Below are 24,824 nucleotides of genomic sequence, written 5' to 3'. Positions count from 1 at the left end.
ATGAGCAAATTCTGGAGCGACTTCGTCAAGGACCTGGTGCCCTACGTGCCGGGCGAACAGCCCAAGCTGGCCAACCTGGTCAAGCTCAACACCAACGAAAACCCCTACGGCCCGTCGCCCAAGGCCGTCGAGGCCATGCGTGCCGAGCTGGGTGACAGCCTGCGGCTGTACCCGGACCCCAACAGCGACCTGCTCAAGCACGCGGTCGCCGAATATTATGGCGTGCAGACGCGCCAGGTGTTTCTGGGCAACGGCTCGGATGAAGTGCTGGCGCACATATTCCACGGCTTGTTCCAGCACGACCAGCCGCTGCTGTTCCCGGACATCAGCTACAGTTTTTATCCGGTGTACTGCGGTCTCTACGGCATTCCTTTCGAAGCGGTGCCGCTGGACGAGCAGTTCCAGATTCGTGTCGAAGATTACGCGCGGCCCAATGCAGGGATCATTTTTCCCAATCCCAATGCCCCTACCGGTTGCCTGTTGACCCTGGAGGCGGTGGAGCAACTGCTGACCAATAGCCCGGACTCGGTGGTGGTGGTCGACGAGGCCTACATTGATTTCGGCGGTGACACGGCCATTGCGCTGGTGGATCGCTTCCCCAACCTGCTGGTCACCCAGACCCTGTCCAAGTCGCGTTCGCTGGCCGGGCTGCGAGTCGGTCTGGCGGTGGGGCACCCGGACCTGATCGAGGCGCTGGAACGAATCAAGAACAGCTTCAACTCCTACCCGATTGATCGTCTGGCGGTAGTGGGCGCAACCGCTGCATTCGCAGATCGCGAGTACTTCGACAAGACCTGCCGGGCCGTGATCGACAGCCGCGAGCAGTTGGTGGCGCAGTTGCAAGGCAAAGGCTTCGAAGTGCTGCCGTCGGCGGCCAACTTCATCTTCGCCCGTCATCCACAGCGTGACGCGGGCGAGCTGGCGGCGCAACTGCGTGAGCAGGGGGTGATTGTGCGGCACTTCAAACAGGCGCGGATCGCCCAGTTCCTGCGCATCAGCATAGGCACCCCGGAGCAGAATCAGGCGTTGATCAACGCCCTTTGATCATGCGGTGAGGCTGACAGCCTCATCGCAAGCTACTGCATGCGCCCTGTGGGAGCAGAGCTGGCTCGCGATGCAGGCGACGCGGTTTTCGATCAAGGCTGCTCGGTCGGAGTCGCCGCCGGTGGCGGCCTTATCCCCACTTCGGCCATCAACTTCAGCTCCTTGCCGTTGCGCATGACCTGAATGGTGATCTTGTCCCCCGGCTTGGTGCGCGCCACCTGATTCATTGACTTGCGGCCATCTCCGGCCAGCTCGCCATCGATACTCAGGATCACGTCACCCAACTTCAGGCCGGCCTTGGCCGCCGGTCCGTTGGCGAACACACCGGCCACCACGATGCCCGGACGATCCTTCAGTCCAAACGACTCGGACAGTTCGGCGGTCATCGGCTGCACTTCAATTCCCAGCCAGCCGCGGATCACCTGGCCATGCTCGATGATCGACTTCATCACCTCCAGCGCCAGCTTGGTCGGAATGGCAAAGCCGATGCCTTGGGAACCACCGGATTTGGAAAAAATAGCCGTGTTGATGCCGGTCAGGTTGCCCCGCGCGTCCACCAGGGCGCCGCCCGAGTTGCCGGGGTTGATGGCCGCATCGGTCTGGATGAAGTCCTCATAGGTGTTGAGACCCAATTGATTGCGACCGGTGGCACTGATGATGCCCATGGTCACCGTTTGCCCGACGCCGAACGGGTTGCCGATGGCCAGCGCGATGTCGCCGGTGCGGATGCTGTCGGAGCTGCCGATGGTGATGGCTGGCACATTCTTGAGGTCGATCTTGATGACCGCAAGGTCGGTTTCCGGGTCACTGCCGATCACCCGGGCCAAGGTTTCGCGACCGTCCTTGAGGGCCACGACGATCTGGTCAGCGCCTGACACCACATGGTTGTTGGTCAGCACGTAACCTTCGGGGCTCATGATCACGCCCGAGCCCAGGCTCGATTCCCAGCGTTTCTGCTTGGGCAGGTTGTCACCGAAAAAACGCTTGAATTGCGGGTCTTCGAACAGCGGGTGCGAGGCCTTGTTGACGGCCTTGGTGGTGTACAGATTGACCACCGCTGGCGCTGCTGCGACCACCGCATCGGCATAGGTCACGGGGCCTTGCAAGGAACTGACGGCCTGGGGCGCCTGTTGCAGGTTGACGTCCTGGCTGGGCAGACCGACCCACTCAGGAAAGCGTTGGATCACCAACAGGGCGATCAGCACACCCGTGAGCAACGGCCAGCCAAAAAAACGCAGTGCCTTGAACATTGAACGATTCCGCAGGTGGCAGGGATAAGGTGGAGGGGCAGGGCGCGCATTTCCATTGAGCCGTTTCTACAATGGCGGTCTCAGGCCCATAATGGACGCCATTATACGAGGGCTTTTACTGCGCAGGACGGCCTTTTCACGCTCTTTACATGCACTTTTTGGAGGTCCCATGGCGGTTGCCCTGACTACTCTGGTCGAAGAAGCGGACCGTTACCTTGGTAGCGCGAAAATCCAGGATTACTGCCCCAACGGTCTGCAGGTCGAAGGACGTCCGCAGGTGATGCGTATCGTCAGTGGCGTCACCGCCAGTCAAGCCCTGCTCGAGGCCGCTGTCGACGCCGGTGCCGACTTGATCCTGGTCCACCATGGCTACTTCTGGAAGGGTGAGAATCCCTGTATCACAGGTATGAAGCAACGTCGCTTGAAGACCTTGCTCAAGCACGATATGAGCCTCTTGGCCTACCATCTGCCCTTGGACCTGCACCCGGAAGTGGGCAACAACGTGCAACTGGCGCGACAACTGGAGATCACCGTGGAAGGTCCGCTGGACCCGAACAATGCCAAGGTGGTTGGCTTGGTCGGTTCGTTGTCCGAGCCGATGCTGCCCAGTGATTTCGCCCGCAAGGTGCATCACGCGATGGGGCGCGAGCCGCTGTTGGTAGACGGCTCGCAGATGATTCGCCGGGTCGGCTGGTGCACGGGCGGGGGGCAGGGTTATATCGATCAGGCGGTGCTGGCCGGTGTCGATCTGTTCATCAGTGGCGAGGCGTCCGAGCAGACCTTTCACAGTGCGCGGGAGAACGGCATCAGTTTCATCGCCGCCGGCCATCACGCGACCGAGCGTTATGGCGTGCAGGCGCTGGGTGACTATCTGGCCAGGCGGTTTGCCGTCGAGCATCTGTTCATTGATTGCCCCAACCCTTTCTGAAAGGCGGGGAATTTTTGATCCAAACTTATGAGCATATTCTTATATCGTTTAGATATAGCTGGCCCGATCAATAGAATGAGTGGCCATGTTAAAGTGTTCGGCTCGAACACGGCCCGCTGGCCGCACCAAGCCCGCAGTTTCGGGCCCATAACCGTAACGATTCGTGAGTAGCCATGGTCGACAAACTGACGCATTTGAAACAGCTGGAGGCGGAGAGCATTCATATCATCCGCGAGGTCGCCGCCGAGTTCGACAATCCGGTGATGCTCTATTCCGTGGGCAAGGACTCCGCTGTAATGCTGCATCTGGCGCGCAAGGCCTTCTTCCCGGGCAAGCTGCCGTTCCCGGTCATGCACGTCGATACCCGCTGGAAATTCCAGGAGATGTACGCCTTCCGTGACCAGTTGGTCAAGGATCTGGGTCTGGACCTGATCGTCCACATCAACCCGGACGGCGTCGCGCAGAATGTCAGCCCGCTGACCCACGGCAGTGCCAAGCACACCGACATCATGAAGACCGAGGGCCTCAAACAGGCCTTGGACAAGCATGGTTTCGACGCCGCCTTCGGTGGCGCGCGCCGCGACGAAGAGAAGTCCCGTGCCAAAGAGCGCGTGTACTCCTTCCGCGACACCAAGCACCGCTGGGACCCGAAAAACCAGCGTCCCGAGTTGTGGAACGTGTACAACGGCAACGTCAACAAAGGCGAGTCGATCCGGGTGTTTCCGCTGTCCAACTGGACCGAGTTGGACATCTGGCAGTACATCTACCTGGAAGGCATCCCGATCGTGCCGCTGTACTTTGCTGCCGAACGTGAAGTCATCGAGATGAACGGCACGTGGATCATGATTGACGACGATCGCCTGCGTAATCATCTCAGCGATGAGGACAAGGCGCGCATCGTCAAGAAAAAGGTGCGCTTCCGCACGCTGGGCGACTACCCGTTGACGGGCGCCGTCGAGTCCGAGGCGACCTCGTTGACCGACATCATCCAGGAAATGCTCCTGACCCGTACTTCCGAACGCCAGGGCCGGGTCATCGACCATGACGGCGCCGGCTCCATGGAAGAAAAGAAACGTCAGGGTTATTTCTAAGGGGGGATGTTTGAATGTCGCACGTATCTGATTTGATCAGCGAGGACATCCTCGCCTACCTGGCCCAGCACGAACGCAAGGAACTGCTGCGCTTTCTCACCTGTGGCAACGTCGATGACGGCAAGAGCACGCTGATCGGCCGTCTGCTGCATGACTCGAAGATGATCTACGAAGACCATCTGGAAGCCATCACTCGTGACTCGAAAAAGGTCGGCACCACCGGCGAAGACATCGACCTGGCGCTGCTGGTGGACGGCCTGCAGGCCGAGCGCGAGCAGGGCATCACCATCGATGTCGCGTACCGTTACTTCTCCACGGCCAAGCGCAAGTTCATCATTGCCGACACGCCGGGCCACGAGCAGTACACTCGCAACATGGCCACGGGTGCCTCCACGTGTGACTTGGCGATCATCCTGGTGGATGCCCGCTATGGTGTGCAGACCCAGACCCGTCGCCACAGCTTCATTGCCTCGTTGCTGGGCATCAAGCACATCGTTGTCGCCATCAACAAAATGGACCTGAAGGGCTTCGATCAAGGCCTGTTCGAGTCGATCAAGGCCGACTACCTGAAGTTCGCCGAGGGCATCAAGCTCAAGCCCAGCAGCCTGCACTTTGTGCCGATGTCGGCGCTCAAGGGCGACAATGTGGTCAACCATAGCGAGCGCTCGCCGTGGTACACCGGCCAGACCCTGATGGAAATTCTCGAAACGGTTGAAGTCGCCGCCGACCGCAACCTGTCCGACCTGCGATTCCCGGTGCAGTACGTCAACCGTCCCAACCTGAACTTCCGCGGTTTCGCCGGGACCCTGGCCAGCGGCATTGTCCACAAGGGCGACGAAGTGGTGGTGCTGCCTTCGGGCAAGAGCAGCCGGGTCAAGTCCATCGTCACCTTCGAAGGTGAGCTGGAACAGGCCGGTCCTGGCCAGGCTGTGACCTTGACCATGGAAGACGAGATCGATATTTCCCGTGGCGATCTGCTGGTGCACGCCGACAACATCCCCACCGTCAGCGACAGCTTCGAGGCCATGCTGGTGTGGATGGCCGAAGAACCGCTGTTGCCGGGCAAGAAATACGACATCAAGCGCGCCACCAGCTACGTGCCGGGTTCGGTAGCCAGCATCGTCAACCGCGTGGATGTGAACACCTTGGCCGAGGGCGCCGCCAGCTCCCTCGCGCTCAATGAAATCGGCAAGGTGCGCATTGCGCTCGATGCACCGATTGCCCTGGACGGTTATGACAGTAATCGCACCACCGGTGCGTTTATCGTCATCGACCGCATGACCAACGGCACCGTCGGCGCCGGCATGATCATCGCGCCGCCGGTGGTGCCTCATGGCGGTGCCGGCAACCACGGCAAGCTGGCCCATGTGACCGTCGAAGAGCGGGCACTGCGCCTGGGGCAACAGCCCGCCACGGTCCTTTTCACCGGCCTCTCCGGCGCGGGCAAAAGCACCTTGGCTTACGCCGTGGAACGCAAGCTGTTCGACATGGGCCGTGCGGTTTATGTACTGGATGGTCAAAACTTGCGTCACGACCTTAACAAGGGACTGCCACAGGACCGTGCCGGGCGTACGGAAAACTGGCGCCGAGCGGCTCACGTGGCGCGCCAGTTCAACGAGGCCGGCCTGCTGACGCTGGCCGCGTTCGTGGCGCCCGATGCGGGCGGTCGCGACCAGGCCAAGGATCTGATTGGCAGCGAGCGCCTGATCACCGTCTACGTCCAGGCATCGCCTCAGGCCTGCCGCGAGCGCGATCCGCAAGGGCTGTACGCTGCTGACAAGGACAACATCCCTGGCGAGTCCTTCCCCTACGACGTGCCGCTCAACGCTGATCTGGTGGTCGACACTCAGGCGCTGACGGTGGAAGAGGGCGTCAAGGCCGTGCTGGATCTGCTGCGCGTGCGTGGCGCGATCTGATCGGCTGAATCTGTTCAGGCGTTGCATCGAAACCTCGCGAAGGCTCAAGTCTTCGCGGGGTTTTTTGTGTCCGGACAGCTCGCCTTCAGTCTGGACACCGCTGCCTTGCCGACCGAGAACAGTGTCTTGATGGTGGGCGATCTGCGCTGTGTCGAGGGTAGCGCCCAGGAAGCACTGGCCGTGCGCTGAGTCTTCCTACAAATGCTGTCGCGTCTTCCGATTTATCGTGGGTAGCGGTGGGGGCTAACTTCGAAGGCACTTTGAGTGCCTATCGAATGGAGCCGTTTTATGTATAAAGCCTTTAACCCGTGCGCAGGGCGGATCGCATCCGTCACTGGCCTCATGTTGTTTGTCAGTGTGGCACAGGCTGGTTTTTTCGGGCACGACGCGCCGCCCGATCCTTACGCCTCGGCGCCTGACAAGGCCGGAAGCTGGTCCGCTTCCTGTGAGATGGCGGGTTTCACTGGCGAGGCCAGGGGCGAGTACCAGGTCAGGGCCAGTCAATGGTCGGTCAGTATCACTGATTACAAGCTCACCCAGACCACTCGCCAGAAAGTCAGTGGCCAGAGCAGTCTTCACTTCAGGTTGGGCAATGCGCCCCATGGCGGCAACCCTTCGGGCTGGGACAAGTCGACTATCACGCTGGCGCCTGGGGGGGAGTGGCGCGCACCACACACCGAACTGGCACAAACCCGCACGTTGTTTGGCGACATCCAACCCGTGGTCGAGTTCGTGTTCGATGCATCGGACATAGACGCCAAGTGCTTCGCCAAGACCATCGTGGCCCGTTGAGCGGGCCATCAGGCAAGTAACCCACAAGAACGGGGCCGCCAGGGCCCCGTTCTTGTTTACTGCAAGCGCCTTTACTTGCGCTTGAGTCCGTATTGCTCATCGAGCATGCCAGGCGAGTTCGGCGCCTTGGGCGCGTAGTCCTTCGGCACTTCAGTGTCCCGTGGCGGCGTCAGACGCTCACGGTGGGCCTGGGTGGTGCTGTCGGAGTGCAGGGCAGCCAGCAGGCGTTGGCGGGTCAATTCGTCCAGGGCCAGGCGGTTGGCGCCCTCGGCGAGATGGTCCTGCACTTCCTGATAGCTCTGGGTCAGTTTCTTGACCAGGATCGCGGTGCTGTTGAAGTGCGTCACCACTTCGTTCTGGTAGCTGTCGAAGCGTTCCTGGATGTCATCCAGCTGGCGCTGGGTGCTGTTGGGCACGGCATTGGGCAGCACCCGTGCGACCAGGAAGCCGACGGCGACGCCGATGACCAGGGCCAGGGTCGGCAACAGCCAAACTAAGAGCGAGTAATCCACGAGTCCTTCCTCTATAAACGGCTTTGCTTTACGTTAACGGCTCGGACCTGCCCTGTATACCAGCGATAAGACGCGGATATGCCTGGCAGCGTCAATCGACTAGACGAGTCGACCCTATTCAAGGTCACGGAGTTCATCACGTGCTCATGCGCGAAACCGCCTTTTTCATCGACGGCCCGGTCGGCCAGCTCGAAGCATTGTACCTGCAAGTCGCAGAACCCCGGGGGGTGGCGTTGATCTGTCATCCGAATCCGGTGCAAGGTGGCAATATGCTCAACAAGGTCGTCTCGACCCTGCAGCGCACTGCCCGCGATGCTGGACTGATTACATTACGTTTCAATTATCGCGGTACCGGCGCCAGTGCAGGCGGCCACGACATGGGCACTGGCGAGGTGGACGATGCCCAGGCGGCGGCGGCCTGGCTGCACGCGCAGCACCCGGAACTGCCCATGACGCTGCTGGGCTTTTCCTTTGGCGGCTTTGTTGCGGCCAGCCTTGCCGGGCGCCTTGAAGCGACCGGGCAACCGGTGGAAAGGCTGTTCATGGTGGCACCGGCCGTGATGCGCCTGACCGCCGAGCACCCCTTGCCGTCGCAGTGCCCGTTGATCGTCATTCAGCCAGAAACCGACGAAGTGGTAGAGCCGCAGAAGGTCTATGACTGGTCCGGCGCGCTCAGCCGTCCCCATGAACTGCTGAAAGTGGCAGAATGCGGGCACTTTTTTCACGGCAAGCTGACCGACCTGAAAGATCTGGTTTTGCCGCGCCTTTCGAACTGATTGCAAAAGAATTCAAATATGACCACTCGTATCCTCACCGGCATCACTACCACGGGCACGCCTCATCTGGGCAACTATGCCGGGGCGATTCGCCCGGCCATCGTCGCCAGCCGCCAAAGCGATGCCGACTCGTTCTACTTCCTGGCCGACTACCACGCGCTGATCAAGTGCGACGAGCCGTTGCGTATCCAGCGCTCACGTCTGGAAATCGCCGCGACCTGGCTGGCTGCCGGGCTGGACGTCGACCGCGTGACCTTCTATCGGCAGTCCGACATCCCGGAGATCCCCGAGCTGACCTGGTTGCTGACCTGTGTTGCGGCCAAGGGCCTGCTTAACCGTGCCCATGCTTACAAGGCCTCGGTGGACAAGAACGTCGAGACCGGCGAAGACCCGGACGCTGGAATCACCATGGGGCTGTACAGCTATCCGGTACTGATGGCTGCCGACATCCTCATGTTCAACGCCCACAAGGTGCCAGTGGGTCGCGACCAGATCCAGCACGTGGAAATGGCCCGTGACATCGGTCAGCGTTTCAATCACTTGTTCGGCCAGGGCAAGGAATTCTTTGTGATGCCCGAAGCCTTGATCGAAGAGAGCGTGGCCACACTGCCGGGTCTGGATGGCCGCAAAATGTCGAAAAGCTACGACAACACCATCCCGTTGTTCAGCAGCGGCAAGGACATGAAGGAGGCGATCTCGCGCATTGTCACCGACTCCAAGGCTCCAGGTGAGGCGAAGGATCCGGACAACTCGCACCTGTTCACGCTGTTTCAGGCCTTCGCGACGCTGCAGGGCAGCGCTGAATTCCGTGATGACCTCTTGCAGGGGCTGGGTTGGGGCGAGGCCAAATCACGGCTGTTCCAGCTGTTGGACAGCCAGCTGGCTGAGCCGAGGGAAGCGTACCTGCGCCTGATCGAGCGTCCGGCCGACCTGGAAGACATCCTGCTGGCCGGGGCACAGAAGGCCCGCAAGGTCGCGACCCCGTTCCTCGGCGAGTTGCGCGAGGCCGTCGGCCTGCGCTCTTTCCGCGAGCACGTGCAGGTGACGACCACGGCAAAGAAGAAGGTCAGCAAAGGCGCGCGCTTTGTCAGCTTCAGAGAAGACGACGGCAGTTTCCGCTTCCGCCTGCTGGCCGCCGATGGCGAGCAATTGCTGCTGTCGCGCACCTTTGCCGATGGCAAGGCTGCCGGGGCAGTGAGCAAACAGCTGCAAAGCGGCGCGCCACTGGACGTGCGTCCTGAACTGCATAGCTTTACCCTGTGGCTGAATGGCGTCTGTGTGGCCGACAGCCCGGCGTTCGCCGACGCGGGCGCCCGTGAGGTGGCCATTGACGTGTTGCGCGCAGCATTGCAGCCACAGGTCGATTGACCAGACATCTACACCCGCCCGGCTCCCGCGCCAGTCATGGCTGATCGTGATGGCGCGACCAAAAAGGACCCAATGCGACAGAACGTCGCGAGTTGGATTGCCATTATCCCGAGCCGTCGCTACAGTGACCGCCCGTTTTTGTTGCCTTGCTAACGAATATGACGACGCCCCTAGAACGATACCAAGCAGATCTCGAACGCCCTGATTTTTTTCATGACGCGGCGCAGGAAACGGCTGTGCGTCATCTTCAGCGTCTTTACGACGACCTGATCGCCGCCCAGGACAACAAGCCGGGCGTGTTCGGCAAACTGTTTGGCAAGAAAGAACAGAAGCCGGTCAAGGGTCTGTATTTCTGGGGCGGGGTAGGGCGCGGTAAAACCTACCTGGTGGACACCTTCTTCGATGCCTTGCCATTCGAGCAGAAGGTGCGCACGCACTTTCACCGCTTCATGAAGCGCGTCCACGAAGAGCTCAAGACCCTCAAGGATCAGAAGAACCCTCTGACGGTGATCGCGCGGCGGTTTGCCGACGAAGCCCGGGTCATCTGTTTCGACGAATTCTTCGTCTCCGACATCACCGATGCCATGATCCTCGGCACCTTGATGGAGGAGTTGTTCAAGAACGGCGTGACCTTGGTGGCCACCTCCAACATCGTGCCCGACGGCTTGTACAAGGACGGCCTGCAGCGCGCGCGCTTTCTGCCAGCGATCGCGCTGATCAAGGAGAACACCGAGATCGTCAACGTCGATAGCGGTGTCGACTATCGCCTGCGCCACCTGGAGCAGGCCGAGCTGTTCCATTTTCCGCTCAACGAAGCGGCGCAGAAGAGCATGGAAGAGAGCTTCAAGGCGCTCACCCATAACAGCAACAAGGTCAAGACCAACGACCCGCTGACCGTCGAGAACCGGGTGATCCACGCCCTGCGCACCTGTGACGACGTAGCCTGGTTTGACTTTCGCGAACTGTGTGACGGCCCGCGCAGCCAGAACGATTACATCGAACTGGGCAAGATCTTCAACGCCGTGCTGCTCAGTGGCGTGGAACAGATGAACGTGACGACCGACGACATCGCCCGGCGCTTCATCAACATGGTCGACGAATTCTACGATCGCAACGTCAAGCTGATTATCTCGGCGCAGGTCGAGCTCAAGGATCTGTATACCGGCGGGCGGCTGAATTTCGAATTCCAGCGGACCTTGAGCCGGTTGCTGGAGATGCAGTCCCACGAGTTCCTGGCGCGGGCACACAGGCCTTGAACGCCAGGGTGGCGGGCCGTCGCTGACGACGGCCAATCCACCTCAGTGCGGCCGCTTGCGCTCAACCGGCTTGAGCATTTCCTCGGACGGCATCTCGAAGTTGATCTTGCGGCCCAGCAGGGCCTCGATCGACGGCAGCTGGTAGGAGTCATCCTCGCCGGCGAAACTGATCGACACCCCACTCATGCCGGCGCGCCCCGTGCGACCGATGCGGTGCACGTAGTCATCCGGAACTTCGGGCAGGGTGAAGTTGATCACGTGGCTGATGCCATCGATGTGGATGCCGCGCCCCGCCACATCAGTGGCCACCAGCACGCGAATCTTGCCTTCGCGAAAGCCTTCCAGGGTCTTGATGCGTTTGTGTTGCGGCACGTCGCCGGACAGTTGCGCGGCGTTGACGCCATCGCGGACCAGTCGCTCTTCGATGCGTCGCACTTCGTCCTTGCGGTTGGCAAAGACAATCACCCGCTCCCAGCCGTTGCTGTTCAACAGGTTGTAAAGCAGTGTGTACTTGTCGCTGCCGGCCACCGCGTAGACATGTTGCTCGACCGTCTCGCTGGCGACGTTCTCGGGCTCGATCTCGACGATGGCGGGGTCGGTGGTCCACTGCTGCGCCAGGTTCATCACGTCATCGGTGAAGGTGGCCGAGAACAGCAGGGTCTGGCGTTCGTTCTTGGGTGGGGTCTGGCGAATGATGGCGCGGACCTGGGGAATGAAGCCCATGTCCAACATGCGATCCGCTTCGTCCAGTACCATGACTTCGACCATGTCCAGGTGCACGTCGCCGCGTTGCTGGAAGTCCATCAGGCGGCCGGGGGTGGCTACCAGAATGTCGCAATAGCGCGCCTCCAGTTGCTTGAGCTGCTTGTCGAAGTCCATGCCGCCGACGAAGGTCATCACGTTCAGGTCGGTGTACTGCGTCAGGTTGGCGGCATCCTTGGCGATCTGCACCACCAACTCCCGGGTCGGGGCGATGATCAGCGCGCGAGGCTCACCCATATAGCGCTCCTTGGGCGGTGGTGTCTGCTGCAGCTGGGTAATGATCGACACCAGAAAGGCTGCGGTCTTGCCGGTACCGGTCTGGGCGCGACCGATGGCGTCCTTGCCCTTGAGAGTGAAGCCCAGCACCTGGGCCTGGATCGGGGTGCAATAGGGAAAACCCAGATCACTGATGGCATGCATCAGCTCGTCAGACAGCGGGAAATCATGGAAACGAGTCTTGCCTTCCTGAGGCTCGACCTTGAAATCGTCGAGCTTCCAGGCTGGCGCTGGCGCGGGTTTGGCCGGGGCAGGACGTTCGCGACGCCCTGCTGGCGGAGGCTCGGGTGCCACCGCTACTGCCGCAGGCGCCTCGATGGCCGCCATGGATTGAAAGGCCGGAGCAATGATATCGGGGGCGGCAGCCATTTCGGCAGCGAGGCTGTGCGACGCGGCATGGGGAGTGCCGGCAGCATTCTTGATCGGCTCGGCTTCGCTTTTGCCGAACATTTTTATAAGTGCTTTGAGCACGGGCTTCTCATCGATGAATTAAGGAATATACGCCGGCCAGTGTAATGCAAGAATCGGGCTCGGCGTACTTGTGTGCCGACAACCTGCGACAATCTGCTGACAAAGTCGCCCAGAAGGCGGTTATCAAGCGATTCGCTGCGCCAGCCAGTGACCGATATCCACGATTTCCTCGGGTAACACTTCGTGACCCATTGGGTAGTGTTGCCAGTCGGCGGTGACACCCCATTGCTCGAGATACGTATGGGCGCGTTGGCCCATCTCGTAGGCCACCACAGCGTCGGAGGTGCCATGCAGGCTCAGCGCCGGAGTGGCTTGCTGATTTGGGTTGATCTTCAGTTCGTCATCGAAGGTCGGTGCATAGGTCGAAAGTGCCAGTACGCCGCCCAGCGTGCCCTGCCAGGCCAGATAGGCCGTGTGCAGCACCACGGCGCCGCCCTGGGAGAAACCGGCCAGAAAAATCCGGGACGGATCGATGCCATCGGCGATCTGTGCCTCGATCAAACCGACCACGGTGGCGGCCGAGTGATCCAGTTCTTCTCGGCTGATGGCCCGTGCGCCCGGGCTCATTGACAGGATGTCGTACCAACTGGGCATCGCATAACCCCCATTGATGCTCACCGGCCGGCTGGGCGCCTGAGGCAGGATAAAGCGTGTGCTCTGCAGCGATCTCTGGAGCATTTGCGCCACCGGGGCGAAGTCGGACTGGTCGGCTCCCAGGCCGTGGAGCCAGATCACGCAGGCGTCAGCGGCATTTATGGGCTTGAATACAAGAGGGGCTGTCATGGTTGCTCCAAAAGTGGGCGAGCGCTCTTTATGAGTGCATCGAAAAGGGGCGTTGCTGTCTATTCCTGAAAGAAGATGTCGCACAGCAATATCTTTTTCTATTGACCAGCGCCTAAACGCGCGTGCTCTACACTCTGGTACGCGGTTTGCTAATAAACCCGTGCTAGGGCCCTGGGCTCATTTCCCGGTAACACTGTCAGCCGTTACCGGGCGGGGGAGAGCACAGGCGCCGACTGACAGAGTGCCTGTCGGTGGCCGAGCGGATCTGCAAAGAATGTCATAACTTTCCGTTCCTTTCGAGCCACAGGCCGGTCACGCAGTGTTTACCCCGTACGGGAGGCGTCTCCCGTCGCAAACGTCACTTGGTTCCAGAATCGCTTGACCCAAAAAAAAGCCGGCACGGGTCGAATATGCCTCATAAGGGTGCGGTGGGACTTAAGCTCGGACACAACAAGAGCAACTGGAGGTTTTGAATGAAGATGTTGAAATCCACCCTGGCAGTCCTGACCGCCGCCACCGTTTTCGGTATCAGCGGCATGGCTCAGGCAGGCGCTACTCTGGACGCGATCCAGAAGAAAGGCTTTATCCAGTGCGGCGTCTCCGATGGTTTGCCAGGTTTCTCGGTGCCTGACGCCAGCGGCAAGATCCTCGGCATCGATGCCGACGTGTGCCGTGCTGTGGCTGCCGCTGTGTTCGGCGACGCTACCAAAGTCAAGTTCAGCCAGTTGAACGCCAAGGAACGCTTCACGGCTTTGCAGTCAGGCGAAATCGACATCCTCTCGCGTAACACCACTTGGACCAGCTCCCGTGACGCGGGCATGGGCCTGGTGTTCACCGGCGTGACTTACTACGACGGCGTAGGCTTCCTGGCCAACAAGAAACTGGGCGTGAAAAGTGCCAAGGAACTGGACGGTGCAACTATTTGTATCCAGGCCGGTACCACCACCGAACTGAACGTGTCCGATTACTTCCGCGCCAACAACCTGAAGTACACCCCGATCACCTTCGACACCTCCGACGAAAGCGCCAAGTCGCTGGAAAGCGGCCGTTGCGATGTGTTGACCTCCGACAAGTCGCAGCTCTACGCACAACGCAGCAAGCTGGCTTCCCCGAACGACTACGTGGTCCTGCCGGAAACCATCTCCAAGGAGCCATTGGGCCCGGTCGTGCGTAAAGGCGACGAAGACTGGTTCAGCATCGTCAAATGGACCCTGTTCGCCATGCTTAACGCTGAGGAAGCGGGCGTGACTTCCAAGAACGTCCTCGACGAAGCCAAATCCACCAAGAACCCTGACGTGGCTCGTCTGCTGGGCGCTGATGGCGAATACGGCAAGGACCTGAAACTGCCGAAGGACTGGGTCGTCAAGATCGTGTCCCAAGTCGGTAACTACGGTGAAGTGTTCGAGAAAAACCTCGGCAAAGGCACCCCGCTGGCCATCGACCGCGGCCTGAACGCGCTGTGGAACAACGGCGGCATTCAGTACGCACCACCGGTACGCTGATTGACCCCCGCCCCCGACCGCGCGCTGCTGTCGGGGGCTCGTTCCATGTGACGCCTTCTCCCTGGGGTTCTTCATGCAAAAAACAACTGGCGCACCTAACAAAGGGTTCTCCCTGACCGATCCACGGGTGCGTGGATGGGTGTTTCAGATCATCACCATTGTGGCGGTGGTCGCACTGGGCTGGTTCCTGTTCAACAACACCCAGACCAACCTGCAACACCGGGGTATCACTTCGGGCTTCGGATTTCTCGACCGCAGTGCCGGCTTCGGCATTGCGCAGCACCTGATCGACTACAACGAGTCGGACACCTACGCCAGGGTGTTCGTCATCGGCCTGCTCAACACCCTGCTGGTGACCGTCATCGGCCTGGTCCTTGCGACCTTGCTGGGTTTCATCCTGGGTGTCGCGCGCCTGTCCAGCAACTGGATGATCAACAAGCTGGCGACGGTCTATGTGGAGACCTTCCGGAATATCCCGCCGCTGTTGCAGATCCTGTTCTGGTACTTCGCCGTGTTCCTCAACCTGCCGGGACCGCGGGCGGCGCACGGGCTGTTCAACACGTTCTTCTTCAGCAGCCGTGGCCTGAACATGCCTGCCGCAATCCCGACAGCGGGCGCATGGCCGTTCGTGATTGCCGTGGTGCTCGCCATCGTCGGCATCGTGCTGATGTCGCGCTGGGCCACCAAGCGTTTCGAAGAAACCGGCGTACCGTTTCACAAGTTCTGGGCGGGCCTGGCGATTCTGATCGTGATCCCGGCGCTCTGCACGTTGATCTTCGGCGCCCCGTTTCACTGGGAGTTCGCCGAGCTCAAGGGCTTCAACTTCGTCGGTGGCTGGGTGTTGATCCCGGAACTGCTGGCATTGACGCTGGCACTGACCATCTACACCGCGGCCTTCATCGCCGAGATCGTGCGTTCGGGCATCAAGTCGGTCAGCCATGGCCAGACCGAAGCCGCTCGCTCCCTGGGGCTGCGCAACGGCCCGACCCTGCGCAAGGTGATCATTCCCCAGGCGCTGCGGGTGATCATTCCGCCGCTGACCAGCCAATACCTCAACCTGGCGAAGAACTCCTCGCTGGCAGCCGGCATCGGTTATCCGGAAATGGTTTCGCTGTTCGCCGGGACCGTGCTCAACCAGACGGGCCAGGCGATCGAGGTGATTGCCATCACCATGAGCGTGTACCTGGTGATCAGCATCAGCATTTCCCTGCTGATGAACTGGTACAACAAGCGCATTGCGCTGATCGAACGGTAGGAACCGCGCATGAGCACTCATACTTTCAAACCTGATATGCCACCGCCGGCGAAAGTGTTCGGCCCCATGGCATGGATTCGGCAGAACCTGTTCTCCAACTGGTGGAACACCCTGCTGACGCTGTTCGCCTTCTACTTGATCTGGCTGATCCTGCCGCCGCTGCTGAGTTGGGCGTTGTTCGATGCCAACTGGGTCGGCACCACACGCCAGGACTGCACCAAGGCCGGTGCTTGCTGGGTCTTCATTGAACAGCGTTTCGGTCAGTTCATGTACGGCTACTACCCGCCCGAGCTGCGCTGGCGCGTCGACCTCACCGTGATCCTGGCCATCGTCGGTGCGGCACCGCTGTTCTTCAAGGCCATGCCACGCAAGGGTCTCTACGGGATCTGCTTCCTCATCGCCTTCCCGGTGATCGCCTACTTCCTGCTGCACGGTGGCATGGGCCTGGAAAACGTGGCCACCAGTCAGTGGGGCGGCCTCATGCTGACGCTGGTGATTGCCACGGTCGGTATTGCCGGCGCCTTGCCGCTGGGCATTCTGCTGGCCCTCGGCCGGCGCTCCAAGATGCCGGCGGTGCGGGTGGTCTGCGTGACCTTCATTGAGTTCTGGCGCGGTGTGCCGCTGATCACCGTGTTGTTCATGTCGTCGGTGATGCTGCCGTTGTTCCTGCCGGAAGGGATGAACTTCGACAAACTGCTGCGTGCGTTGATCGGCGTGATCCTGTTCCAGTCGGCCTACGTGGCCGAAGTGGTGCGCGGTGGTATGCAGGCGATTCCCAAGGGTCAATACGAAGCCGCAGCGGCCATGGCCCTTGGCTACTGGCGCAGCATGGCCCTGGTGATTCTGCCGCAGGCCTTGAAGCTGGTGATCCCGGGCATCGTCAACACCCTGATCGCGCTGTTCAAGGACACGAGCCTTGTGATCATCATCGGCCTGTTCGACCTGCTCAACAGCGTCAAGCAAGCGTCCGCCGACCCGAAATGGCTCGGTATGGCGACCGAGGGCTATGTATTTGCTGCCCTGGTCTTCTGGATTTTCTGTTTCGGTATGTCCCGCTACTCCCAGTATCTGGAGCGCAAGCTGGACACTGGCCACAAGCGTTAGGAGTTTTCCCATGAGTGAACCGATCAAACAGCCTGTGGGCGCCGACGGCATTATCCAGATGCAGGCCGTGAACAAGTGGTACGGCCAGTTCCACGTGCTCAAGGACATCAACCTGAACGTCAAGCAGGGTGAGCGCATCGTCCTGTGCGGCCCGTCGGGTTCGGGCAAGTCGACCACCATCCGTTGCCTGAACCGCCTGGAAGAACACCAGGCCGGGACCATCATTGTCGATGGCGTCGAGCTGACCAACGACCTGAAGCAGATCGAAACCGTGCGCCGCGAAGTGGGCATGGTGTTCCAGCACTTCAATCTGTTTCCGCACCTGACCATTCTGCAGAATTGCACCCTGGCACCGATGTGGGTGCGCAAGATGCCGAAAAAAGAAGCCGAAGAAATCGCTATGCACTACCTCAAGCGCGTGCGCATTCCGGAGCAGGCCCACAAGTTTCCCGGCCAACTGTCCGGCGGCCAGCAACAGCGTGTGGCTATCGCTCGTGCCCTGTGCATGAAGCCCAAGATCATGCTGTTCGACGAACCGACCTCGGCGCTGGACCCGGAAATGGTCAAGGAAGTGCTCGACACCATGATCGGCCTTGCCGAAGACGGCATGACCATGCTCTGCGTGACCCACGAAATGGGCTTTGCCCGCACCGTGGCCAACCGGGTGATCTTCATGGACAAGGGTGAAATCGTCGAACAGGCGGCGCCGAATGACTTCTTTGATAATCCGCAGAGCGATCGGACGCGGATGTTCTTGAGTCAGATTTTGCATTGATTCAGCTGGCATCAAAAAAACCGGGCCTTGGTCCGGTTTTTTTATGCGTGATCCGGTCGAGCTCACATCTTGTCACTAATTTGAATTCGGCATTCTTCCGGGGGGTGTGTAGTTTGGCGGGCCATTATCAATGACAAGGATGTATTCATGGTCATGCGTCTTTCGCCCCTGTCAAGGCAGCCAAGGCAGCGTTGTCGTACAGCACGCCGCCCTCCATCAGTGATCCTGAAAAAATGAAGGCCTGCGCATGAACTATGTTCTGGGTTCTGGATGCACTGTGGGTATCGGAATGGGGTACTTCATCTACTTCTGGGACCTCCTCCACAAGGACCGCTATGGGCTGCTGTTGCTCGTGGGATATGGCGCGGTGGGCGGTGTGTTCTTGCTGTTGCATTTGGCAACAATAGGATGGCGATATACCGGTGAACCCACTAGAGGGTGGAGCGCTTGGGCAATCGTCATGAATCTGCCACTGCTGTTGTTCTATATCATGATGCTCTCGCTGTCTTCTGAGTCCTACTCTCCGGACGAATTTGTTGGCTTCGTGGTCCAGGTATTTCTATATCTAGGGTTAGGATTCTGGGTCGAGCATCAGTTGGCATTTGCACGTCGAGTATTGAAACGTTGAGGCCGAGCGCTGATGGGCTACCCCTCGCGACGTGGCTCGGCCGGATTTTGCGGTGAGGCGGTCGCGCCCACCCTATGCGCGCTGCGTGAGGCGTGTGAACCACCATAAAGCACTGGAAAATTGCTAGCAATCCGTCTACAAGATTTGCAATCTCCACCCCCAACGGACTAAATTGCCTCGCTACCCCCATAATTCGAGTCACCCATGTCCGCCCCTTCCGTTGCTGCCGCTTCGCCAGTCACCCTTCATCGGCCGTGGCTTTTGCTGCTGGGCCTGGTGTTGGTCGCGCTGAATTTGCGCCCCGCGCTGTCTAGCATGGCGCCCTTGCTTGGGCAGGTGTCCCTGAGCCTGGGCCTGAGCAGCGCGGCGGCCGGGTTGCTGACCACTTTGCCGGTCTTGTGCCTCGGGCTGTTCGCGCCGCTGGCGCCGATCCTGTCGCGGCGCTTCGGGGCCGAGCGGGTGGTGGCGGGGATTCTGTTGCTGTTGGCGGCCGGCATCGCGCTGCGCAGCCAGTTTGGGGTCATCGGGCTGTTTGCTGGCAGCCTGGTGGCAGGCGCCAGTATCGGCATCATTGGCGTGCTGCTGCCGGGGATCGTCAAGCGTGACTTTGCCCGGCAGGCAGGGACCATGACCGGCGTCTATACCATGGCGTTGTGCCTGGGCGCCGCGCTGGCCGCAGGCACGAGTGTGCCGCTGGCGCAATACCTCGACAACAGTTGGGCTGCCGGGTTGGGCATCTGGCTGGTGCCCGCACTGCTGGCGGCGCTGGTCTGGTTGCCGCAGACCCAGGCCAGACACGATGCCAAGGCGCAGATCCATCGTGTGCGCGGTCTGCTGCGTGACCCGTTGGCGTGGCAAGTCACCCTGTTCATGGGCCTGCAATCGTCGCTGGCGTACATCGTCTTTGGCTGGCTGCCCTCGATCCTGATCAGTCGTGGCCAGACCCCGGCCGAGGCGGGTTTGATGCTGTCGGTGTCAATCCTGATCCAGCTGCCCAGCGCGCTGCTGGCACCTTGGCTGTCCACCCGAGGCCGCGATCAACGGCTGGCGGTTGTGTCGTTGATGCTGCTGACGCTGATCGGCCTTTTTGGCTGCCTGCTGGCGCCGGTCGGTGGGCTCTGGGGCTGGGCCGTGGTGCTGGGATTGGGGCAAGGCGGGATGTTTGCTGTGGCGCTGACGTTGATTGTGCTGCGCTCGCGCGACGCCCATGTCGCCGCGAACCTGTCCAGCATGGCGCAGGGCTTCGGCTACACCCTGGCGTCACTCGGCCCGCTGGCGGTGGGGCTGGTGCACGAATGGACCGGCGGCTGGAACGCCGTAGGCTGGGTATTCGCGGTGCTTGGCGCAGGTGCAATCATTGCTGGCTGGGGCGCGGCGCGCTCGCTGCACGTGGCCGTGATCAGCGAGCCGGTAAAACCGTAAGATCTGACAGTTGTATTATTTGATTTCGGCGCCGAAGCTGTTATTCAACTCGGGGTAACGCAGGGCCAGTTCATGACTCGCTACAGTGGATGGCTGATCATCGCGCTTTGCGGCTTGCGCGCCGGCCTGACTCACGCCGGTGCGACAGGCCAAGTGTGCCCTCGATACGTGCAATCGGCTCAGTGGCAGTGGCTGTATGGGTACTTGTCCCTCTCGGTTGTGCCTACGCAATGTGCGCGCCAGCTGCCGGAGCGGCACATCGAGCCGATGTTCAACGAGCTCGCGCGGCTGGAGGCGGGCGATTCGCGCTGGCGCAACCCTTCAGGCCTGTTCAACCAGCTGACCTGCCTGGAGGCACTGGCCGACGATGAGCCGGTTTGGCACATCGAACCGGCAAGGGCCGATGTGGGTAACGATGCGACGGTGGATGCACTGTGCAATCCTCCGTAGCCAGTCCATAAGCAGGGCAATGCTGCCTTTGAGGGGACTTCGCGGCCGCAATGCTTGCCCTCCCAGGCCACGACGGCAATCATGAGTGCTCATCTGCCGTCCGAGCATCTGCCATGAGTGCCACCCTGATCAATACCTTCTACCAGGCCTTTCAGCGCCTGGACACCGAAGCCATGGTGGCCTGTTATTCCGCTGATGTGCAGTTCAGCGATCCGGCGTTTGGCTCCCTGCATGGTCAAGACGTGGGCGATATGTGGCGCATGCTGGCCCTGCGTGCTAAGGATTTTTCTCTGATATTCGATCAGGTCCGTGCCGACGAGCACGGTGGCGGCGCCCACTGGGTGGCGACCTATCTGTTCAGCAAGACCGGGCGCACCGTGGTCAACGATATTCACGCCCGGTTCGTGTTTCGTGATGGCTTGATCAGCGAGCATCACGATCAGTTCGACTTGTGGCGCTGGTCCCGTCAGGCCCTGGGTGCTTCAGGCGTGCTGCTGGGCTGGTCTCCGTTGATCCAGAACAAAGTACGCCAACAGGCGCTGGCAGGCCTGAAAGCCTTCCAGGCCGCCAACGCATGATCCTCATTCAGGTACCGTCACCACCTGTTCGCCTGCGTGATAGGTGAAGCGTGCCGGTTGGTCGTCGCTGGGCAGTGTTATTTCGATCACCGGTACAAACTTGCCCGTGGTCGTGAACCAGTCCTGTTGATCGAATTGAGCGTTGCGCAAACCATTCCATTGGCCCGTCACGTGGAAGAATGACTGGATAGGCAACAAATTCGAGCGCGATTCATCCCAGGCACCAATGACCATCTCGTTCCAGGGGAAAGGGCGCTCGGGCATCAACTGCATCACCCGAAGACTCTGGTAAAAGTCGGTCACCGCCGCCTGGCCACGGCTGGAGCGCACATCGAAGGCGCATTGAGCGAAGTAGCGCTGATGGGCCGGCCCCTCGGTCTGCTCATACCGCTCGATCCAGGCCTCGGCCGTATGTATGCCATGCTCATGGCAGAACTGCTCGACCGACTCGGTCTGGGCATTGTCGCCGCAGCCAAACACATCACGGGTCCAGGTGTCGCCGTCAGTGGGGTAGGCACACAGCACTCGATAGGGCATCGTGCCCTCGGCTCGGTGACGCCTTGGGGTCAAGGTGAAACCGCTGCTGGCGCCTTCGGCGAGAGCATGGATGGGGGTATCGGCACGCAGATATGAAAAGGCCACGCCACCCTTCTTGCGGGTATTGGGGCTGTGGTCCCACGTGTGATACTCAGTGGAAGGGCGGGTGGTCCGCAACAGAATCCCGGAACACAGAAAGGCGGGTGCCTTGCCGCACTGTTCAGGCGTTGCGTTGTAGTACGCCTGCATCGCGCTGGCGGTATCAGGGCCGATATCGGCCTGAGCGGTCGTGCTCAGACCGAGTGCGACGAACACGGATGTCAGTGAAATGCGCATAATGTGAGCCTCCTTGGCTGAATGCGCTGCCGACGTTAAGGCGCCCAAGGGCAGTCCGTGGGTTGAATATTGCTATCATGGCAGCCCCTGAAGACCGGCCTCGATGATGTGATGGACACCCCCCCAACCACTGTCGCTACCAAGCGCTGGTATGTGTACCTGGTGCGCGCAGCCAATGGGTCCTTGTACTGCGGCATCAGCGATGACCCACAGCGGCGATTTGCCAAGCACCAGAGCGGCAAGGGCGCGCGATTTTTCAGCTCCAGCCCGGCCGTGGCGCTGGTCTATGTCGAATGCTGGGCCGACAAGGGCGAGGCGCTGCGCCATGAGCGGCTGATCAAGGCCCTGCGCAAAAGCGCCAAGGAAGCGCTGGTGGCTTCGTTCGTGGCTATTCAGCGGGTTGATGAGCCAGTATCGGTTTGAGTGGCCAGGGGCTCAGGTAAGATGGTGATTCTTTAACCTGGGTGACTCGACCATGACCGATCTGATTTTGCATCACTACCCGGCCTCGCCCTTTGCCGAGAAGACGCGGCTGTTACTGGGGTTCAAGGGCTTGTCCTGGCGCTCGGTGCTGATCCCGCGGATGCTGCCAAAGCCTGACCTGATACCGCTCACCGGGGGCTATCGCAAGACGCCAGTGTTGCAGATCGGTGCCGATATCTACTGTGATACGGCGTTGATCGCGCGGCGCCTGGAAGCACAAAAAAGCTCTCCCGCATTGTTTCCGCCAGGCCAGGAACTGGTCACTGCCAGTTTTTCCACCTGGGTGGACTCGGTGGTGTTCCCCCACTCGGTTGCGCTGGTGTTCCAGCCGGAGTCCATCGCCGTGCGCTTTGCCGGGATGCCAGCGGAGGCGGTCAAGGCGTTTATTGCCGACCGCGCTGCGCTGTTCAGTGGTGGCTCTGCCACCCGACTGTCGGCAGAACAGGCCCGGCATCAATGGCCCACGATCATGGGGCGACTGAATCAGCAGTTGGCCCATGAGCCAGGCGACTTTCTGTTCGGCGCTCCCTCGGTTGCCGATTTTTCACTGTTTCACTGCCTGTGGTTTCTCAAGGCCACGCCGGTCACCGCGCCTCTGGTGGACGCTTATCCCCACGTGCAGGCCTGGTACAACCGCGTACTGGGCTTCGGCCATGGCGCATCAAGCGAGATGAGCCCCGAAGAAGCCTTGAACGTCGCCCGCGACAACACGCCAGCGGCCTTGCCGGAAGAAATCTTCGCAGAGCCGAACGGGTTCAAGCCGGGGGATCAGGTGCTGCTGGCCGCGACCGACTATGGCGTCGATCCGGTGGCGGGGGAGTTGCTGTTTGCGGGGCGTGAAGAGTTGGTTATCAAGCGCACCGATGCTCGCGTCGGGACCGTGCATGTGCACTTTCCACGGTTCGGGTTTCGGCTGGAAAAGGCGTAACGGCTATCGCGGGCTCGCGCGCTCCTACAAAGGTTACGTGCAGGAGCGCGCGATCGGCTTAGATGTAGAACGACTTCAACGGCGGAAACCCATTGAACTCCACTGCGCTGTAGCTGGTGGTGTAGGCGCCGGTGGACAGCCAGTACAGGCGGTCACCGATGGCCAGGTTCAACGGCAGGCCGTACTTATAGTTCTCGTACATGATGTCGGCGCTGTCGCAGGTCGGGCCCGCAATCACCACTTCTTCGACTTCGCCTTTCTTCTCGGTCCAGATCGGAAACTTGATGGCTTCGTCCATGGTTTCGATCAGGCCGCTGAACTTGCCCACGTCGGTGTACACCCAGCGCTCGACGGCGGTGCGCGACTTGCGCGCCACCAACACCACTTCACTGACCAGAATGCCAGCGTTGGCGATCAATGAACGGCCTGGCTCCAGGATGATTTCCGGCAGGTCGTCACCGAAGTCTTCCTTGAGGAAGCGAATGATCTCTTCGGCATAGGTTTCCAGGCTGTTGGTCCGGGTGATGTAGTTGGCCGGGAAGCCGCCACCCATGTTGATCAGCTTGAGAACGATGCCGTCCTCTTCCTTCAGCCGCTCGAAGATCACTTTGACCTTGGCGATGGCCGCGTCCCAGACGCTGATATCGCGCTGCTGCGAGCCGACGTGGAAGGAGATGCCGTACGGTACCAGCCCCAGGTCACGGGCCAGGATCAGCAGGTCCATGGCCATGTCGGTCTGGCAGCCGAATTTGCGCGACAAAGGCCAGTCAGCAGTGGTCGAGCCTTCGGTCAGGATGCGCACATACACTTTCGACCCTGGCGCGGCCTTGGCGATGTTGCGCAGGTCGGCTTCGGAGTCGGTGGCATACAAGCGCACGCCTTTCTCGTAGAAGTAGCGAATGTCCTTGGACTTCTTGATGGTGTTGCCATAGCTGATGCGTTCCGGACCCACGCCCTGATTCATGACCTTGTCCAGCTCGTAGATCGAAGCAATGTCGAAGTTCGAGCCTTTGTCGCGCAGCAGGTCAATGATTTCCACGGCGGGGTTGGCCTTGACGGCGTAATACACCTTGGCGAATTCAAAACCGGCACGCAGGTCGTCGTACGCCTGGCTGATCATGGCGGTATCGATCAGCACGAACGGTGTTTCTTGCTTGTCGGCAAACGCCTTCATTTTGTCGAAAGTGGCGCGTGCGAAATAGTCTTCGACTTGGATCGACATGCTCGGGACTCCTGGTGGCAAACGTCATGGCAGGCATGACTGTAAAAAAAAATGGGTGTGAGGCCTGGGCCTCGCGAACGTCCTCCGTATCCCCACTTTGGTTCGCCTACTTCCCAAGGCATGTCGCCGAAAGCAAAAAGGCCATATGCAGAGGGTCTGCCAATGGCCTTGCTGTCTCGTCGTCAGTACTTGAGCCGGATGGATCGTTTCCAGCATGGACGTTCGGCGCGAACTTTAGGACCTGAAGGGTTTGATATCAACTAAAAATGTCGCGTTTTTACACACGTACGTCGCCACCCCTTTGCAGGCTCCTGTTTAACCGACCTGTATGACAGGCTGATGTTCCCTTGAATGCCAAGCGAGCGAACAGCGCCTGGCT

At 60.4% G+C, this 24,824-nt stretch carries 25 protein-coding genes; 19 read left to right on the top strand and 6 right to left on the bottom strand.

The annotated features are described in order from the left end of the window. Positions 1–1,044, top strand: a complete 1,044-nt coding sequence (gene hisC, locus HB675_RS15165) for a histidinol-phosphate transaminase (protein ID WP_213879147.1) — start codon at positions 1–3, stop codon at positions 1,042–1,044. A 92-nt stretch (positions 1,045–1,136) separates the two neighbouring features. Here hisC and algW read toward each other — a convergent pair whose 3' ends face one another. After that, a complete protein-coding gene (gene algW / locus HB675_RS15160) occupies positions 1,137–2,294 on the bottom strand; it encodes a Do family serine endopeptidase AlgW (protein WP_213879146.1) in 1,158 nt (385 codons plus the stop codon). A gap of 169 nt (positions 2,295–2,463) precedes the next feature. Here algW and HB675_RS15155 point away from each other — a divergent pair, with 169 nt between their 5' ends. The 5 genes from HB675_RS15155 to HB675_RS15140 all read left to right on the top strand — a co-directional run bounded on the left by HB675_RS15155 (position 2,464) and on the right by HB675_RS15140 (position 7,021). Beyond that, positions 2,464–3,222 (top strand): Nif3-like dinuclear metal center hexameric protein, encoded by a 759-nt coding sequence (locus HB675_RS15155; protein ID WP_213879145.1) that lies wholly within the window; start codon positions 2,464–2,466, stop codon positions 3,220–3,222. Between the two features lie 173 nt (positions 3,223–3,395). Beyond that, complete coding sequence (cysD, locus tag HB675_RS15150; RefSeq protein WP_213879144.1) at positions 3,396–4,313, top strand: sulfate adenylyltransferase subunit CysD; 918 nt, start codon at positions 3,396–3,398, stop codon at positions 4,311–4,313. A gap of 14 nt (positions 4,314–4,327) precedes the next feature. Continuing rightward, positions 4,328–6,229, top strand: a complete 1,902-nt coding sequence (gene cysN, locus HB675_RS15145) for a sulfate adenylyltransferase subunit CysN (protein ID WP_213879143.1) — start codon at positions 4,328–4,330, stop codon at positions 6,227–6,229. A 66-nt stretch (positions 6,230–6,295) separates the two neighbouring features. After that, a complete protein-coding gene (locus HB675_RS25905; protein ID WP_256737564.1) occupies positions 6,296–6,418 on the top strand; it encodes a hypothetical protein in 123 nt (40 codons plus the stop codon). 99 nt (positions 6,419–6,517) lie between these two features. After that, positions 6,518–7,021 (top strand): hypothetical protein, encoded by a 504-nt coding sequence (locus HB675_RS15140; protein WP_213879142.1) that lies wholly within the window; start codon positions 6,518–6,520, stop codon positions 7,019–7,021. A gap of 71 nt (positions 7,022–7,092) precedes the next feature. Here the strand turns inward: HB675_RS15140 and HB675_RS15135 are convergent, their stop codons facing one another. Continuing rightward, complete coding sequence (locus HB675_RS15135; protein WP_213879141.1) at positions 7,093–7,533, bottom strand: DUF1043 family protein; 441 nt, start codon at positions 7,531–7,533, stop codon at positions 7,093–7,095. A gap of 146 nt (positions 7,534–7,679) precedes the next feature. Between HB675_RS15135 and HB675_RS15130 the strand changes: the two genes are divergently transcribed. The 3 genes from HB675_RS15130 to zapE all read left to right on the top strand — a co-directional run bounded on the left by HB675_RS15130 (position 7,680) and on the right by zapE (position 10,933). Then, complete coding sequence (locus HB675_RS15130; RefSeq protein ID WP_213879244.1) at positions 7,680–8,309, top strand: alpha/beta fold hydrolase; 630 nt, start codon at positions 7,680–7,682, stop codon at positions 8,307–8,309. An 18-nt stretch (positions 8,310–8,327) separates the two neighbouring features. After that, positions 8,328–9,677: a tryptophan--tRNA ligase gene (locus tag HB675_RS15125; protein ID WP_213879140.1), complete on the top strand. Its 1,350-nt coding sequence runs from the start codon at positions 8,328–8,330 to the stop codon at positions 9,675–9,677. Between the two features lie 158 nt (positions 9,678–9,835). Further along, entirely contained in the window at positions 9,836–10,933 is a 1,098-nt protein-coding gene (zapE, locus tag HB675_RS15120; RefSeq protein WP_213879139.1) for a cell division protein ZapE, read from the top strand. 42 nt (positions 10,934–10,975) lie between these two features. Here the strand turns inward: zapE and rhlB are convergent, their stop codons facing one another. Then, positions 10,976–12,421, bottom strand: a complete 1,446-nt coding sequence (gene rhlB, locus HB675_RS15115; protein ID WP_218626569.1) for an ATP-dependent RNA helicase RhlB — start codon at positions 12,419–12,421, stop codon at positions 10,976–10,978. Between the two features lie 144 nt (positions 12,422–12,565). Further along, positions 12,566–13,225 (bottom strand): alpha/beta fold hydrolase, encoded by a 660-nt coding sequence (locus tag HB675_RS15110; protein WP_213879137.1) that lies wholly within the window; start codon positions 13,223–13,225, stop codon positions 12,566–12,568. A gap of 473 nt (positions 13,226–13,698) precedes the next feature. Between HB675_RS15110 and HB675_RS15105 the strand changes: the two genes are divergently transcribed. The 8 genes from HB675_RS15105 (at position 13,699) to HB675_RS15070 (ending at position 20,939) form a co-directional block, all read left to right on the top strand. Then, positions 13,699–14,727, top strand: coding sequence for an amino acid ABC transporter substrate-binding protein (locus tag HB675_RS15105; protein WP_213879136.1), 1,029 nt, complete (start codon positions 13,699–13,701; stop codon positions 14,725–14,727). Positions 14,728–14,800: 73 nt separating this feature from the next. After that, positions 14,801–15,982 (top strand): amino acid ABC transporter permease, encoded by a 1,182-nt coding sequence (locus HB675_RS15100; RefSeq protein ID WP_213879135.1) that lies wholly within the window; start codon positions 14,801–14,803, stop codon positions 15,980–15,982. 9 nt (positions 15,983–15,991) lie between these two features. Then, positions 15,992–17,086: an amino acid ABC transporter permease gene (locus HB675_RS15095; RefSeq protein WP_213879134.1), complete on the top strand. Its 1,095-nt coding sequence runs from the start codon at positions 15,992–15,994 to the stop codon at positions 17,084–17,086. Positions 17,087–17,096: 10 nt separating this feature from the next. Continuing rightward, entirely contained in the window at positions 17,097–17,861 is a 765-nt protein-coding gene (locus tag HB675_RS15090) for an amino acid ABC transporter ATP-binding protein (RefSeq protein WP_213879133.1), read from the top strand. Between the two features lie 247 nt (positions 17,862–18,108). Beyond that, positions 18,109–18,489: a hypothetical protein gene (locus HB675_RS15085; protein ID WP_213879132.1), complete on the top strand. Its 381-nt coding sequence runs from the start codon at positions 18,109–18,111 to the stop codon at positions 18,487–18,489. A 204-nt stretch (positions 18,490–18,693) separates the two neighbouring features. Further along, positions 18,694–19,911 (top strand): MFS transporter, encoded by a 1,218-nt coding sequence (locus HB675_RS15080; RefSeq protein WP_213879131.1) that lies wholly within the window; start codon positions 18,694–18,696, stop codon positions 19,909–19,911. Positions 19,912–19,983: 72 nt separating this feature from the next. Continuing rightward, positions 19,984–20,361 (top strand): DUF2599 domain-containing protein, encoded by a 378-nt coding sequence (locus HB675_RS15075; protein ID WP_213879130.1) that lies wholly within the window; start codon positions 19,984–19,986, stop codon positions 20,359–20,361. A gap of 113 nt (positions 20,362–20,474) precedes the next feature. Then, a complete protein-coding gene (locus HB675_RS15070) occupies positions 20,475–20,939 on the top strand; it encodes a nuclear transport factor 2 family protein (protein WP_213879129.1) in 465 nt (154 codons plus the stop codon). 3 nt (positions 20,940–20,942) lie between these two features. Here the strand turns inward: HB675_RS15070 and HB675_RS15065 are convergent, their stop codons facing one another. Further along, a complete protein-coding gene (locus HB675_RS15065; protein WP_213879128.1) occupies positions 20,943–21,812 on the bottom strand; it encodes a hypothetical protein in 870 nt (289 codons plus the stop codon). A gap of 111 nt (positions 21,813–21,923) precedes the next feature. On the opposite strand from HB675_RS15065, the gene HB675_RS15060 reads away from it, so the two are divergent. Together HB675_RS15060 and HB675_RS15055 are read left to right on the top strand one after the other, a co-directional pair. Continuing rightward, a complete protein-coding gene (locus tag HB675_RS15060; protein ID WP_213879127.1) occupies positions 21,924–22,235 on the top strand; it encodes a GIY-YIG nuclease family protein in 312 nt (103 codons plus the stop codon). Positions 22,236–22,287: 52 nt separating this feature from the next. Next, positions 22,288–23,223 carry a glutathione S-transferase family protein gene (locus tag HB675_RS15055; RefSeq protein ID WP_213879126.1) on the top strand — a complete coding sequence of 312 codons (936 nt, stop codon included), beginning with the start codon at positions 22,288–22,290 and terminating at the stop codon, positions 23,221–23,223. 58 nt (positions 23,224–23,281) lie between these two features. Here HB675_RS15055 and HB675_RS15050 read toward each other — a convergent pair whose 3' ends face one another. Further along, entirely contained in the window at positions 23,282–24,445 is a 1,164-nt protein-coding gene (locus HB675_RS15050) for a type III PLP-dependent enzyme (protein WP_213879125.1), read from the bottom strand. Positions 24,446–24,824: the final 379 nt, after the last annotated feature.

This window comes from Pseudomonas sp. dw_358 (genome assembly GCF_018449655.1).
Lineage (GTDB): Bacteria > Pseudomonadota > Gammaproteobacteria > Pseudomonadales > Pseudomonadaceae > Aquipseudomonas.
This window is presented reverse-complemented; position numbering and strand designations above follow the sequence as displayed.